We start from the raw sequence: 13825 nt of genomic DNA, 5'->3' as shown, positions 1-13825 counted from the left end.
TCGGGGCCGGTTCGGCGATCGCGCCGGGCCGGCCCCTTCTGCATGCGGTTCCTGTATGCGGTTCTTTCGCGCTGTGCGGTGCCGGCACTAGGCGGCGGTCACCACGTGCTCGGTGCCCAGCGGCCGGTGCGGTGCGATGATCTGACCGTCCGGCAGCAGCTCACCGGTGTCCTCGAAGAACAGGACCCCGTTGCACAGCAGGCTCCACCCCTGTTCCGGGTAGTGCGCCACGAGATGGGCGGCTTCCCGGTCGGTGGAGTCGGCTGACGGGCATGCGGGCTGGTGCTGGCACATGGAAGCATTCTTTCGCTGCGGTGTGGTCTGTGTCCTGCGGCTCGATGCGGTGGTCATGCCGCCCCCCGTTGGTGAATCGTTCGGTCGCTCCCAGTGTTGCCCTACGGGCGTGATTCCGCAGGGATTTCCCGGCAGCTCTCCTCACAGGGAGGAGACGCATCACCCATGCGGGCGGTTGCTGCCAACAAGACGGCCCCTTTGGGGGGTTCGGGGTAGTCAATGTGGGCTACGCCCGAAGGGTGAGGGCATGACGGCGCCCCGCGACCGGCGGGTCGCGGGGCGCTCGGTGTTCGTAGCGGGACGGTTGGTTCGAATGCCTGCCCGGTCGGTTGACCCCGCGTCAGGCCGCCGGGTTCTTCAGGCGTGGGGCGGGGGCGAGCCGGTGGGTGAGGACGGTCAGCAGGTCGGCGACCCGGTGCGGACGGTGGGCGGCTATTCCGGGCGGCGCGGGGGCGAGCGGCACCAGCAGATCACCCGGGCCCGGGACGCCCGACGAGGCGTCGGCGGTGATGTCGGCGTGCAGCCAGAGCGTGAGCATGTAGAGCTCGGGCACGGACAGCAGCCGCGGCTGGTAGGGCGTGGTCATCGACTCGGCCTGTCGCAGGGCCAGCTCGGTGGAGGCGACGTACGGCCCTTCGAAGAAGTACGAGAACACCCAGCCGTCGGCGGTCAGCGTCGTCTCGCCCGCGGCCACCGCCCGCTCACCTCCCTTGATCAGAAAGCGCCAGCCGGTGAGCCGGGTGCGCGGCGCGCCGCTCCGGGCGGTCACGTGCTCCAGGACGTGGACGGGCAGCGGGAGTTCGGCGGTGAGGGGGCCTTGGGCGGACTTCAGGGAAGGGGTGCGTGCCTCACGGACCGCGGTCGGGGAACCGAGGGCCGTCAGGACCGAGCGGAGGGCAGGCGCGGGGGCAGGGGGGACATGCAGGGGCATGGCGGGTCGCCTCTCACTTCGGAGACACGGTGATGCTGGGCAAGTGCTGACGACGCTGTCGGTGTGCAGGGTCAGAGGGGGGCCGGGACCGACTGCCAGGGCGCCTACTCTCTGCCTTGTTCATGGAGTTTATACGACACATGTTCACGGGGTGTTTCCGCTAGCGGTCGCGAGTATTTCCGGCAAGGGGAAATCCGGGCCCGGTTCCGGGGTGATTTCGGTGAATTTGTTCCCGGCCCGCTCTCATGACCTCGGAAGCTGCCCCGGATACGGTCGGCCGAATCTCGTCGGTGTTTATCACCAGCGCAATGCGATATGCCCGGGGTGTCGCGTCATGCCGACGGAATGTGCCGGAGTGCGCTTCGGGCCGAGCCTACCGGGTATGTGGCACCGGCATGGCGTTATCGATCACATTGCCTGGGCATCATCGATGCTGACACGAGCGCCTGGCGCCGCGGGCGACCCACGTGAGGAGGGACCCGTCGATGGGTGAGAAGGTCGTGGCCGAGGGGTTCGACCTCGCTGACCGGCAGCGGTACCGGGACAAGCTCCGGCAGTGTCTGTGCGGGCTCGGGAGGCTGCTGGAGGAGAAGCGGTTCGACCGCCCCAGGAATCTCATGGGTGTGGAGATCGAGTTGAATCTCGCGGGTCCCGACGGGATGCCGAGCATGATGAACGCGAAGGTGCTGGAGCGTATTGCGAGCCGGGATTTCCAGACCGAACTGGGGCGGTTCAACCTGGAAGTGAATATCGTGCCGCACCGGTTGTCCGGGCGCGTCCTGGACCAGCTCGCCGAGGAGCTGCGCACGGGTCTTTCCTACGCCGACCGCAAGGCCGGGGAAGTCGATTCCCGGATCGTGATGATCGGTATTCTGCCGACCCTCACCGCGGAGGACCTGGTCTCCGCCAACCTCTCCGAGGCCGATCGTTACACCCTGCTCAACGACACGATCGTGGCCGCGCGCGGCGAGGATTTCACCATCGACATCGACGGCGTGGAGCGGCTGGCCTGCACCGCGAAGTCGATCACGCCCGAGGCGGCGTGCACGTCCGTCCAGTTGCACCTCCAGGTGACCCCGAGCCGGTTCGCCGCCGTGTGGAACGCGGCGCAGGCCGTCGCCGCCGCGCAGATCGCCGTCGGAGCCAACTCCCCCTTCCTCTTCGGCAGGGAACTGTGGCGCGAGTCCCGCCCGCCGCTGTTCGTGCAGTCCACCGACACCCGGCCGCCCGAACTCCAGGCGCAGGGCGTACGGCCGCGCACCTGGTTCGGGGAGCGCTGGATCGAGTCGGTCTACGAACTCTTCGAGGAGAACCTCCGCTACTTCCCGCCGTTGCTGCCCATCTCCGCCGACGAGGACCCGATCCGGGTGCTGGACGAGGGAGGAGTGCCCGGCCTGCACGAACTCGTCCTACACAACGGCACCGTCTACCGCTGGAACCGGCCCGTCTACGGCATCGCCGACGGCGTCCCGCACTTACGGGTGGAGAACCGCGTCCTGCCCGCTGGCCCCACCGTCCCCGACACCATCGCCAACGCCGCCTTCTACTACGGGCTGGTCAGGGCGCTGGCGGAGGAGGGGCGGCCGGTGTGGACACGGCTGCCCTTCGCCGTCGCCGGTGACAATTTCGACGCGGCCTGCCGGGACGGCATCGACGCCACCCTGCGCTGGCCGAAGGCCGGGCGCAACGGCACCCTGACCCGGGTGCCGGCCGTACGGCTCGTACAGGAGGAACTGCTTCCGCTGGCCGCCGCGGGGCTCGACGCGTGGGGAGTCGAGCCCGCCGACCGCGACCGCTACCTCGGCATCGTCGAGCAGCGCTGCCGCCGCCGGGTGAACGGGGCGTCCTGGCAGGCCGACACCTATCACCGGGCCCGGGACGCAGGGCTTGACCGGGACCGGGCGCTGGCCGCCACCACCCGGCGCTACCGCGAGCTCATGCTGACGGGGGAGCCGGTGCACACCTGGCCCGTCGGCGTCGGGGACTGACCCGGCCCCGGACCGCCTGCCGTTTGGCGGGCGCGAGGTCGTCGGGCAAGCTGGTGACGACCATGGGCGACGCTCCTCTCCGCGGGTGTGAGGGCGGGAGGAAGTGGAGGCAGGTGTGCGACGAGGTGCGCGCGACGAGGTGGACGTTCCGCCCGGCGGCCTTCCCGGCGTTCTCCCGGGCTCGTCGCCCGGAGCGGCCGGGGCCGTCGGCGGGGGGCTGTCGCGCCGGACGCTGCGCGTCGAGCTGCTGCTCGTCCTGGCGCTGTCGCTCGGGGCCAGCGGCGTCTCGTCGCTGATCAGCTTTGTCGGCGCGGCCACCCACCCCGGCGGGCTGAGCGACCAGGCCGCCACGCTCAACGGAAGCCACGCCCCCGGCCGACCCTGGCTGGACCTCGCCTGGCAGGTCTTCGGCATCACGACCGCGCTGGTGCCCGTGCTCCTCGTCGCCCATCTGCTGCTGCGCGAGGGCGCGGGACTGCGTGCCATCGGCTTCGACCGGCTGCGGCCGGCGTTCGACCTGAAGTGGGGGACGGCCCTCGCCGCGGCCATCGGCGGCACCGGTCTGCTCTTCTACCTCGGTGCCCGTGCGGCGGGGTTCAATCTGACCGTGGTGCCCGAGGCGCTGCCCGACGTCTGGTGGAAGCTGCCGGTCCTGATCGCCTCCGCCGCGCAGAACGCGGTGCTGGAGGAGGTCGTCGTGGTCGGCTACCTGCTGCGCAGACTCGGGCAGCTGGGCTGGACGCCGATGGCGGCCCTGGCGGCGAGCTCCGCGCTGCGCGGCTCGTACCACCTCTACCAGGGCATCGGCGGTCTCCTCGGCAACATGGCCATGGGCGTCGTCTTCGTCCTGCTCTACCGGCGGTGGGGGCGCGTCGGGCCGCTGGTCGCCGCGCACGCGCTGATCGACGTCGTGGCCTTCGTCGGCTACGCGCTGCTCGCCGGCAAGGTGGGCTGGCTGCCCACGGCCTGACCGGGCCGCTCCCGGGGGCCGTGGGCGAAGGCGGGCGACCCCGTCACGCGAGCAGTTCGCCGTCGATGACGGTGACGGCGGTGCCGGTCAGCAGCGTGCGGTCGCCGCGCACGGAGGTCCGTACGAGTCCGGAGCGGGCGGACGCCTGGAGTCCCGTCAGGTCGTCGCGGCCCAGGCGCGCGGACCAGAAGGGGGCCAGGGCAGTGTGCGCGCTGCCGGTCACCGGGTCCTCGTCGACGCCGACGTTGGGGAAGAAGCAGCGCGAGAGGTAGTCGTAGCCGCGGGCGGGGTCCTCGGCCGCGGCGGTGGCGATGATGCCCCGGCGGGAGTGCCGGGCGAGCGCCCGGACGTCGGGGGACAGGCCCCGTACGGTCTTCTCGTCGGCCAGCTCCACGAGGAGGTCGCCGATGTGCTCTCCGGTGTCGAGCACGGAGAGCGGCTCGGCGCCGAGCGCGGCGGCGACGCCGTCGGGGACGGCGGCCGGGGTGAGCGGCGACGTCGGGAAGTCCAGGGTGATCGAGCCGTCGTCGTGCGCGGTCGCGGTGAGGATGCCGCAGCGGGCCGAGAAGCGCACGGATCCGGTGGCGGCGCCCGTGCTGTGCAGGACGTGCGCGGTGGCGAGCGTGGCGTGCCCGCACATGTCGACCTCGGTGGTCGGGGTGAACCAGCGCAGCGCCCAGTCGGCGGCGGCGTCCTCGGGCAGCCGGTGCGCGAACGCGGTCTCGGAGAGGTTGACCTCGGCGGCGATCCGCTGGAGCCGGCCGTCGTCGGGGAAGGTGCCCGAGTCGAGAAGCAGGACCCCGGCCGGGTTGCCGGCGAAGGGGCGGTCGGTGAAGGCGTCGACGATTCGTATCCGCATGACCGGACCATAGAGGGCCACTGACCTGCTACGACACGGCCAATCCGGAAAATGTGGCCCGGTTCGGGGAGAGTGTCGTGCCTTGACGGTGTGTCAGGGCACGGAAAGACTCCTCCGGCATCCGACAGAAACGGAGTGCGGCCATGCCTTTGCGTCCCCGTGGGCATCACGGAATCCGCCGGACCCGCGCGACCGGCCGGTCCCGTTCGTCGCGATGGCGGTACCCCACCTCCGCGCTCGCCGCCGTCACCGCCTGCGCGGCCGCCGTCGGGGCCGTCCCCGCGGGGCTCGTGACCTCCGCGGACGAGGCCGGGCCGCTCTACCGGGACGCTCGCGCCGCTCCGGAACGGCGGGTACGGGATCTGCTGGACCGGATGACGCTCGACGAGAAGATCGGGCAGATGGACCAGATCGCCGTCGCCCGGATGCAGGGCGACTGCCGGGCCGGCGGCGGCGGACTCGTCGAGAGCTGCATGAAGACCGTGCTCGGCGACCACGCCACCGGGTCGGTGCTCTCCGGTGGCGGCATGGGACCGCCGAGGAACACACCGGGCGACTGGGCCCGCATGGTCAACGCGGTCCAGCGGTACGCCGTGGAGAAGACCAGGCTGCACATCCCCGTGCTGTACGGGGCCGACGCGGTCCACGGCCACAACAACGTCCTCGGCGCCACCGTCTTCCCCCACCAGATCGGCCTCGGCGCCACCTGGGATCCGGGGGTCGCCGAGGCCGTCGCCGCCGGGACCGCCCGGGCCGTCGCCGCCACGGGCATCGACTGGAACTTCGCGCCCGTCGCCGACCTCGCCCGCGACCAGCGCTGGGGCCGCTACTACGAGACCTACGGCGAGGACCCCCTGCTGGCCGGAACCCTGGCCGCCGCCCAGGTGCGAGGAACCGAGGGGACGCGGGGCGCCAAGCGGGTCGCGGCGACGGTCAAGCACTTCGGCGGCTACTCCGTACCGGCCAACGGGCACGACCGGGTGCCCGCCGACGTCTCCGCGCGCTACCTCCAGGACACCCTCCTCGCCCCGTACCGCACGGCGGTCGAGGCCGGGGCGAAGAGCGTCATGGCCAACTCCGGCGCCCTCAACGGCGTACCGGCGACGGCCTCCCGCTACCTGCTCACCGAGGTGCTGCGGAAGCAGTGGGGGTTCACCGGCGTGGTGATCAGCGACTGGGAGGACGTCCGCGCGCTGCACACCCGGTACAAGGTGGCGGCCGACTACCCGCGGGCCATCGCGCTCGCGGTCAACGCCGGCGTCGACATGACGATGGAGCCGTTCGAGGCGCGCCGGTTCACCGAGGGGCTGCGGGCGGCGGTACGGCGCGGGCTGGTCGGCCGGGAGCGGATCGACGAGGCCGCCGGGCGGGTGTTGCGGCTCAAGTTCGACCTCGGGCTCTTCGAGCACCCGTACGTCGACGCGGACCGGGCCGACGCGGTGGTGCTCGGCGCCGACCGGGCTCTCGCCCGGCGCGCCGCCACCGCTTCGCAGGTGCTGCTGCGCAACGAGAAGGGCACCCTGCCCCTCGGCCCGGCGGTGAAGAGGATCGTCGTCGCCGGGAACCACGCGGACGACATCGACAGCCAGGCCGGGGGCTGGACCGTCGGCTGGCAGCGGGTGCCCGACGGGGTGCGGCTGCCGGGCACGACCGTGCTCGACGGCATCAGGCGCGCGGCACCCGCGGGCACCCAGGTCGTGCGCCCCAAGGACGCGGCCGACGCCGTGGCGCAGGCCAGGACCGCCGATGTGACGGTCGTGGTGGTCGGCGAGAAGGCGGCGGCGGAAGGAGAGGCCGACAGTCCCCGGCCCGAACTCGCCGCGGACCAGCAGGCGCTGGTGACGTCCCTGAAGGCGAGCGGCCGGCCGGTCGTGGTGGTGATGATCGCCGGACGGCCGCTCGCGCTGGGTGACGCGGCGGGGACCGAGGGGCTGCTGATGTCCTGGCTGCCGGGCACCGAGGGCGGGCACGCGGTCGCGGACGTGCTGTTCGGCAAGGCGAACCCGGGTGGACGGCTGCCGGTGTCCTGGCCCAGGAGGACCGGGAACGAGCCGGTGCACCACCAGCAACTGCCCGGGACCAACGTGGGAGCGGAGTCCGCGCACGACGTCGCGTACGACTTCGGCGCCGGGCTCTCCTACACCGGCTACGGCTTCGAGGCGATCGGGCTCGGCTCCTCCTCGGTGCCGGCCGGTGCGGACGTGCGGGTGAGCGTGCGGGTACGCAATACCGGCGCCCGCGACGGGGAGACGGTCGTGCCCGTCCACGTCTCCCGGCCGGTCAGTACCGTGCTGGCGCCGCCGCGCAGGCTGGTGGCCTTCACCAAGGTGCGGCTGGCGGCGGGGCAGGCGCGGACCGTCCGGCTCACGGTCCCGGCGCGGGTGCTCGCGGTGACGCCGGGCGACCTCGACGGCTCGGGGACCCCGCGCGTCGAGCGCGGGGAGTACACCTTCACGGCCGGGGAGCGGCGGACCACGCTGAACGTCACCTGAACGCCACCCGCCCCGCTACCCCGTCAGCCCCGGCGCGGCAGCCACGCGCGGTCGCCCGATGACGGTCGCCCGATCATGGGGAGGCGTGAACGGGGCGCGCGGCGTGATGGTGTGCCGGTGCGTACGCGGCGTGCGGCTGAATGCCGTACGCCCCCGAGACGGGATCCGGCCCCCTCCTCCTCAAGGAGGAGAGCGTGATCGTCCGTACCCAACTGGCGTCGGATGCGGGAATGCTCCCTTCCGGGGATGCTCCGTCAGGACGGGACTGATGGGGTGGGAGGGTGCAAAGCCGTACGCCTGACACCGGACCGGCCGACGCCGCGAGCGAAGGCCCGCTCAGCGCGCAGTTGGCCTTCGCGGTCGTGGGAGCGCGCCGGCGCGCCCAGCGCGACGGCGACCGGCAGGTCGACACCGCCCATCTGCTGCACACCCTGCTGGAAGCCGACCCCACGACGTCCCGCGCCTTCGACGGCGGACCGGCCCAGGTCGCCCGGCTGCTCGGCTACCTCGTCCAGCGCACCATCGGCTACGGACTGCGCTGGCGCGGCACCGTCGAGGGCACCCGTCTGCCGCCCGCGACCGGTGACGGGGGCGTGCCCCGCTGGTCGCCCGCCGCCGCCACCGCGATGGAGGGCGCGCGAGCCCGCGCCCGCGCGCGGGGAGCGGACCTGGTGGAAGGGCTCGATCTGCTGGCGGCCCTGACCCGCGACCGCCGGTGCCGGGCCGTCCACGTGCTGCGCCGGGCCGGGGTCGACCCCGACGCCCTCACCGCGCGCCTGGACGACCTCTTCGACCTGGAGCGGTAGCGCATTCGCCAGGAGCCGAACAGGAGCCAAAGGGGTGACGCTCCTGACATCGGCTGCCATGATGCAGCGATGCAATCGTCTCCACACAAGGGCACCGGCAGGATCGCGGGCCTGGGACCCGCTCTGGTGTCCGCGCTCGCGTTCGGCGGCTCCGGCGTCGCGGCCAAACCCCTGATCGAGGCGGGTCTGGACCCGCTCCATGTGGTGTGGCTCCGGGTGGCCGGGGCGGCGCTGGTGCTGCTGCCCGTCGCGTGGCGGCACCGCGCCCTGGTGCTGCGCCGGCCCGCGCTCCTCGCGGGCTTCGGGCTGCTCGCCGTCGCGGGCGTGCAGGCCTGTTACTTCGCGGCCATCGCGCGGATCCCCGTCGGGGTGGCCCTGCTGGTCGAGTATCTCGGGCCCGCCCTGCTGCTCGGCTGGGTCCGGTTCGTCCAGCGACGTTCCGTCAGCCGGGCCGCCACCGTGGGCGTCGTGCTCGCCGTCGCCGGTCTCGCCTGCGTCGTGGAGGTGTGGGCCGGGCTCGGTTTCGACGCCGTGGGCCTGCTGCTGGCCCTCGGCGCGGCCTGCTGCCAGGTCGGCTACTTCGTCCTGTCCGACCACGGCGGCGACGGCGACGAGCCCGTCGATCCGGTCGGGGTCGTCGCCTACGGGCTGCTCGTCGGCGCCGGGCTCCTGACCGTGGTCGCGAGCCCCTGGACCATGGACTGGCAGGTGCTCGCCGGGCGGGCCGAGCTGGCCGGGGCGGCCGTGCCGGCCGGCCTGCTGCTCGCCTGGATCGTGCTGGTCGCGACCGTGGCGGCGTACCTCACCGGGGTGCTCTCCGTGCGCCGCCTCTCGCCGCAAGTGGCCGGGGTGGTCGCCTGTCTGGAGGCGGTCGTCGCCACCGTGCTGGCCTGGGTGCTGCTCGGCGAGCACCTGTCCACGCCGCAGATCGTGGGCGGCGCCGTGGTGCTGCTGGGTGCCTTCATCGCACAGACCTCCACGCCCAAGGCGGCCCCGGCAACTCCGGTGGCCGGTGGCGGGGGTGTTCCCGCCGGTGCCGAGGGGGAGTTGTCGCGGGAGTCCCGTCCGGCTTAGTGTGCTGATCATGCCGATGACTGTTCTGCCGCCTCCCGCCGCGTAGCGCGGGCGGCCGCTCCCGGAGGACCGGGCCCGGGGTGATGCCCCGGGCGGATCGCCGCTGCCCGCACAGGGGACCACGCGATCACCTCTTGTCTTCCGCGGGAGAACAGTCATGCCACGCTCCACCCTTTCCCCCTGCCCTGCGACGGGCGCCTCCGCTGTGCTGCCCTCGGGCGACCGGCCGTTCACGCCCGGGCCCTCCGTCGGGCGCGGGCTGCTCTACGTAGCCCTCGCGGCCGCCTCCTGGGGCACCACGGGCGCGACCGCCGCCCTGGCCTTCGACAGCAGCGGGCTCGGTCCCGTCGCGCTCACCTTCTGGCGCACGGCCGGGGGCCTCGTCCTCCTGCTCGCCGCATGGGCGGTGCGCTCGCGCCGGGTGCGGACGCGCCCCGTGCGGGCCTACCAGCCGCAGCGGCGCCGGGTGGTCCGGACGCTGGTCACCGGCGTGGGGCTCACAGTCTTCCAGACCGCCTACTTCGGGGCGGTGGACGCGACGGGGATCGCGGTCGGCACCGTCGTCACCCTGGGGGCCGCGCCGGTGACGGTGGCGCTCGGCGGCAGGCTGCTGATGGGCGAACGGCTCGGCGCGGGCGGCCGGGTGGCCGTGTGCGGCGCGCTCGCCGGGCTGGCCGTGCTGATGCTGGGCAGCGACGGCACGGGCACGGTGCGGCCGGCGGGCGTGGCCCTCGGGCTGCTGTCCGCCGCCGGATACGCGCTGGTCACCCTCGCCACGCGGTTCATGGGACGGCAGGGTGCGGGCGCCGACCCGTTCACCACGACGCTGTCGTCCTTCGCCGTCGGGACGGTCTGTCTGCTGCCGCTCGCGGCCGCCGAGGGGCTGTGGCCGCACGCGCGGGAACTGGGCCGCACCCTGTGGCTGATGGGATATCTGGTGACAGTGCCGACGGCGCTCGCCTACGGGCTGTTCTTCGCCGGGCTGCTGGTGGTGCGCGGCACGACGGTCGCCGTCATCACGCTCATCGAACCGGTCACGGCCGCGGTCATCGCCGTGGCCCTGCTCGGTGAGCACCTCACCGCCGCGACCGTGACGGGCACGGCGGTACTCCTGTGCGCGGTGGCGGCGCTGGCCGTCGTCGAGGCGCGCGGCGCGGCCGCCGCGGCCGGGGGCCCGCTCAGCGAGCGGTGAGGTAGCCGGGCAGGACAATGCCCGGCGCGAGGTCGTCCGCGGGGACCGGGGCGCCGTAGCCGGTGGTGAGGGGGACGACGCCGCTCCAGAAGGGGAGGGCGACATCCGCCTCGGAGTCCACCGGTCCGGCGTCGCGGACCTTGGCGGACACCTCGGTCAGCTCGATGCCCAGCACGGCCGTCGCGGCCAGTTCCTTGGGCGACGCCGGCCGGGAGTCGGCGGCACGGCCCGGCAGCACCTGGTCCACGAGGGCGTCGAGGGCGGCCTTCATCTCTGCCTCGTCCGTCACCGGCCGGGCCGTGCCGTGCACCACGACGGAACGGTAATTGAGGGTGTGGCTGAAGGCGGAGCGGGCGAGCACGAGCCCGTCGACATGGGTGACGGTCACGCACACGGGCAGGCCGGCATCGCTCTGCCCGGCGGTGCGCAGCGGGCGGGAGCCGGTCGAACCGTGCACGTAGAGCCGGTCGCCGACGCGGCCGTAGAGCGTCGGCAGGACGACGGGCGCCCCGTCGCGGACGAAGCCGAGGTGGCAGACATAGCCCGCGTCGAGTATCGAGTGGACCAGCTCGCGGTCGTAGTGGGCGCGCTCGCGGTGGCGGGTGGGGGTGGTCCGCTCGGTCCGCTCGTACGCGGACGGCTCCTGCGAGGCGGGGGCGACGGGTGCCGGCATTGCGCTCTCCATTGCACTAGTGCATACTTGGCTTTGTGCTAGGAGACTATCGGATCGAAGGCCGTCGCGCAGCGGACATCTCGGCGAACGTGGAGCGCGCCGTCGGATCGGGCAAGCTCGCGCCCGGCGAACTGCTGCCACCCATGCGGGAGTTGGCGGTCGAGCTGGGGGTCAATCCCAATACGGTCGCCGCCGCCTATCGCATCCTGCGCGAGCGGGGGGTGATCGAGACCTCGGGCCGCCGGGGCAGCCGGGTGCGCCACCGCCCGGCCAATACGCACCGCGAGCTGATCCGCGTGGAGGCGCCCGAAGGCGTGCGCGATGTCTCGACCGGCAACCCCGATCCGGCGCTGTTGCCCCCGCTCGGCGAGGCGCTCGCCGAGGCCGCCGCGCGCGCAGCCGAGGGCCCCGTGCTCTACGGCTCGTCCGCCGTCGACTCGGAGTTGGAGCGGATGGCCCGTGCCGCCTTCGACGCGGACCATGTCCCGGCCGGGCCGCTGGCCGTCACCTCCGGGTCGCTGGACGCCATCGAGCGCGTGCTGAGCGCCCATCTGCGGCCGGGGGACGAGGTGGCGGTCGAGGACCCCGGCTGGGGCAGCCTCCTCGACCTGATCTCCGCGCTCGGCCTGCGCGCGGTCCCCGTCGCGCTCGACGACGACGGGCCGCTGCCCGAGGACACCGACCGGGCCCTCCGGCAGGGCGCCCGGGCCCTGGTCGTCACCGACCGGGCGCAGAACCCCACCGGAGCGGCCGTCAGCGCGGCACGCGCCCGCGAGCTGCGGGCGGTGCTCGCCAGCCACCCGCACGTGCTGCTCATCGAGGACGACCACGGCCACGGCATCGTGGACCTCCCGCTGCACCCCCTCGCCGGTGGCACCGACCACTGGGCCCTCGTGCGCTCCGTCGCGAAGGCGTACGGGCCGGATCTGCGGCTCGCGGTGCTCACCGGCGACGCCGTCACCGTGGACCGGGTGCGCGGACGGCAGCGCCTGGGGCCGGGCTGGGTCAGTCATGTCCTGCAGCGGGCCGTGGCGCACCTCTGGCGGACCGGCGCGGTGGACGCGGCGGCGGTCGCCGGCTCGTACGGACACCGCCGTGAGGCGCTCGTCCGGGCGCTGCGGGACCGGGGCGTCGTGGCGCACGGCCGCAGCGGGATGAACGTCTGGCTTCCGGTGCCGGACGAGACGGGTGCCGTGGCGCGGTTGCTGCAGGCGGGCTGGGCGGTGGCGCCGGGGGCGCGCTTCCGGGTCTCCTCCCCGCCGGGAGTACGGCTGACCGTGTCGCCCCTGTCCATGGACGACATAGGGCCGGTCGCGGACGCGCTGGCGTCCGTGACCGGCCCGGATTCCACGGGGCGTTACGACTGAGGCGGTTGAGGTTGCGGATGCGGTTGCCGGGCCGCTTGCCGAACCCTTTGCCTGATCAGCGCCGGCTCGGTTGCCGGGGCGGTCCCGGGGGCGGCTGGCGGCTCACTTCCCCGCGCGCTGCGGAGCCGGTTGCCGGGTGTGCTCGCGGACCGCGTCGGCGGCGGGCCGGCGGGAGGCCTTCGCCCGGGAACCGCCCTGGGCGAGCGCCGCACCGGCCAGCACGATCAGCGCGCCGACCGGGGTGTTCCAGGTGAGCCGCTCGTCGAGGAGGGCGACACCGGCCGCCGTCGCGATGACCGGGATGAAGTACGTGGTCATGGTCGCGGTCGTCGGACCGACCTCCGCGACCAGCCCGTACTGGAAGAGGAAGGCGAGCCCGGTGCCCAGTGCCCCGAGCGCGACGATCGACAGCACGGGCACGGCGGGGAAGGAGGTGGGCAGCGGGCTGAACACCGGGGCGACCACGGCGAGCTGGGCGGTGGCGAGGAGCAGCTGGGCGCCGGACATCGACAGATGGGAGTTGCCGGTGTCGGACAGCGTGCGCCGGACGTAGATCCAGCCGACCGCGTAGCTGAGCGAGGCGATCAGCGCCAGCAGTGTGCCGGTCGGGTCCTGCCCGTCGAAGCCCTGCCACGCGCCGAGGACGGTGAGTACGCCGATGAAGCCCAGGCCGAGACCGGCGAACCGGCGCCGGGTCGGGCGGTCCTCGGAGAGGGCCACGAGCGAGAGGACCATGCCCCACAGCGGGGTGGTGGCGTTGCAGATGCCGGCCAGGGTGGAGGAGATGGTCAGCTCGGCGTAGGCGAAGAGCGAGAAGGGGAGGGCGTTGAGCAGGAGCGCCGCGACGGCCAGGTGCCCCCAGGTGCGGGCGCCGCGCGGCAGCCGCTGCCGCTTGACGGCGAGGATGGCGACGAGCACCAGGGCGCCGAAGAACACGCGTCCGAAGGAGACGTAGAGCGGGGCGAAGCCGTCCGTGCCGAGCTTGATGAACAGAAAGCTGAAACCCCAGATGAGCGAGAGCGCGCCGAAGCGGATACGCCAGTCCACGGTGGGCCGGCCCGGCCCGGAGCCCTTCGCGGTGCCGGTCGTGGGGCCGGGGGCAGAGGAGTTTGCGGTGGAGGGGCGGGTGGTGGCTGTGGCGGATGGTGATCCTGGTGCGACGACGCTCATGGAGATCAC

At 73.3% G+C, this 13825-nt stretch carries 12 protein-coding genes; 7 read left to right on the top strand and 5 right to left on the bottom strand.

The window, feature by feature from the left end; genetic code table 11:
- Nucleotides 1-87 precede the first annotated feature (87 nt).
- The gene (locus JO379_RS06025; RefSeq protein WP_207303840.1) at nt 88-294 is read right to left on the bottom strand and encodes a DUF5999 family protein; all 207 of its coding nucleotides are present in this window, start codon (nt 292-294) and stop codon (nt 88-90) included.
- A 340-nt stretch (nt 295-634) separates the two neighbouring features.
- Nucleotides 635-1225, bottom strand: coding sequence for a hypothetical protein (locus JO379_RS06020; protein WP_130876694.1), 591 nt, complete (start codon nt 1223-1225; stop codon nt 635-637).
- Between the two features lie 485 nt (nt 1226-1710).
- Here JO379_RS06020 and JO379_RS06015 point away from each other — a divergent pair, with 485 nt between their 5' ends.
- The gene (locus JO379_RS06015) at nt 1711-3213 is read left to right on the top strand and encodes a glutamate-cysteine ligase family protein (protein WP_130876693.1); all 1503 of its coding nucleotides are present in this window, start codon (nt 1711-1713) and stop codon (nt 3211-3213) included.
- A 217-nt stretch (nt 3214-3430) separates the two neighbouring features.
- Entirely contained in the window at nt 3431-4183 is a 753-nt protein-coding gene (locus tag JO379_RS06010; protein WP_245381815.1) for a CPBP family intramembrane glutamic endopeptidase, read from the top strand.
- Nucleotides 4184-4226: 43 nt separating this feature from the next.
- Here JO379_RS06010 and JO379_RS06005 read toward each other — a convergent pair whose 3' ends face one another.
- Nucleotides 4227-5042, bottom strand: coding sequence for a PhzF family phenazine biosynthesis protein (locus tag JO379_RS06005; RefSeq protein WP_130876691.1), 816 nt, complete (start codon nt 5040-5042; stop codon nt 4227-4229).
- A gap of 143 nt (nt 5043-5185) precedes the next feature.
- On the opposite strand from JO379_RS06005, the gene JO379_RS06000 reads away from it, so the two are divergent.
- The 4 genes from JO379_RS06000 (at nt 5186) to JO379_RS05985 (ending at nt 10606) form a co-directional block, all read left to right on the top strand.
- A complete protein-coding gene (locus tag JO379_RS06000) occupies nt 5186-7534 on the top strand; it encodes a glycoside hydrolase family 3 N-terminal domain-containing protein (protein ID WP_209514262.1) in 2349 nt (782 codons plus the stop codon).
- 281 nt (nt 7535-7815) lie between these two features.
- Nucleotides 7816-8340 (top strand): Clp protease N-terminal domain-containing protein, encoded by a 525-nt coding sequence (locus tag JO379_RS05995; RefSeq protein WP_130876689.1) that lies wholly within the window; start codon nt 7816-7818, stop codon nt 8338-8340.
- Between the two features lie 69 nt (nt 8341-8409).
- Entirely contained in the window at nt 8410-9414 is a 1005-nt protein-coding gene (locus tag JO379_RS05990; RefSeq protein ID WP_209514260.1) for an EamA family transporter, read from the top strand.
- A gap of 157 nt (nt 9415-9571) precedes the next feature.
- On the top strand, nt 9572-10606 hold the full coding sequence (locus tag JO379_RS05985; RefSeq protein ID WP_209514258.1) for a DMT family transporter: 1035 nt from the start codon (nt 9572-9574) through the stop codon (nt 10604-10606).
- Here the strand turns inward: JO379_RS05985 and JO379_RS05980 are convergent.
- Nucleotides 10593-11279, bottom strand: coding sequence for a pyridoxamine 5'-phosphate oxidase family protein (locus JO379_RS05980; RefSeq protein ID WP_242625933.1), 687 nt, complete (start codon nt 11277-11279; stop codon nt 10593-10595). The genes JO379_RS05985 and JO379_RS05980 overlap by 14 nt on opposite strands.
- 35 nt (nt 11280-11314) lie before the next feature.
- On the opposite strand from JO379_RS05980, the gene JO379_RS05975 reads away from it, so the two are divergent.
- A complete protein-coding gene (locus tag JO379_RS05975) occupies nt 11315-12646 on the top strand; it encodes an aminotransferase class I/II-fold pyridoxal phosphate-dependent enzyme (protein ID WP_209514256.1) in 1332 nt (443 codons plus the stop codon).
- A gap of 102 nt (nt 12647-12748) precedes the next feature.
- Here JO379_RS05975 and JO379_RS05970 read toward each other — a convergent pair whose 3' ends face one another.
- Nucleotides 12749-13816 (bottom strand): DMT family transporter, encoded by a 1068-nt coding sequence (locus tag JO379_RS05970; RefSeq protein ID WP_209514255.1) that lies wholly within the window; start codon nt 13814-13816, stop codon nt 12749-12751.
- Between the last annotated feature and the right edge of the window lie 9 nt (nt 13817-13825).

It is taken from the genome of Streptomyces syringium (genome assembly GCF_017876625.1).
Lineage (GTDB): Bacteria > Actinomycetota > Actinomycetes > Streptomycetales > Streptomycetaceae > Streptomyces > Streptomyces syringius.
The sequence above is the reverse complement of the archived record's forward strand: the minus strand, read 5'-3'. Positions and strand labels throughout refer to the sequence as shown.

Coding starts and splice junctions, on each gene's coding strand:
- JO379_RS05970 (WP_209514255.1), bottom strand. CDS start 13,816: ATGAGCGTCGTCGCACCAGGATCACCATCCGCCACAGCCACCACCCGC.
- JO379_RS05990 (WP_209514260.1), top strand. CDS start 8,410: ATGCAATCGTCTCCACACAAGGGCACCGGCAGGATCGCGGGCCTGGGA.
- JO379_RS06000 (WP_209514262.1), top strand. CDS start 5,186: ATGCCTTTGCGTCCCCGTGGGCATCACGGAATCCGCCGGACCCGCGCG.
- JO379_RS06020 (WP_130876694.1), bottom strand. CDS start 1,225: ATGCCCCTGCATGTCCCCCCTGCCCCCGCGCCTGCCCTCCGCTCGGTC.
- JO379_RS06005 (WP_130876691.1), bottom strand. CDS start 5,042: ATGCGGATACGAATCGTCGACGCCTTCACCGACCGCCCCTTCGCCGGC.
- JO379_RS06025 (WP_207303840.1), bottom strand. CDS start 294: ATGTGCCAGCACCAGCCCGCATGCCCGTCAGCCGACTCCACCGACCGG.
- JO379_RS06015 (WP_130876693.1), top strand. CDS start 1,711: ATGGGTGAGAAGGTCGTGGCCGAGGGGTTCGACCTCGCTGACCGGCAG.
- JO379_RS05980 (WP_242625933.1), bottom strand. CDS start 11,279: ATGCCGGCACCCGTCGCCCCCGCCTCGCAGGAGCCGTCCGCGTACGAG.
- JO379_RS05985 (WP_209514258.1), top strand. CDS start 9,572: ATGCCACGCTCCACCCTTTCCCCCTGCCCTGCGACGGGCGCCTCCGCT.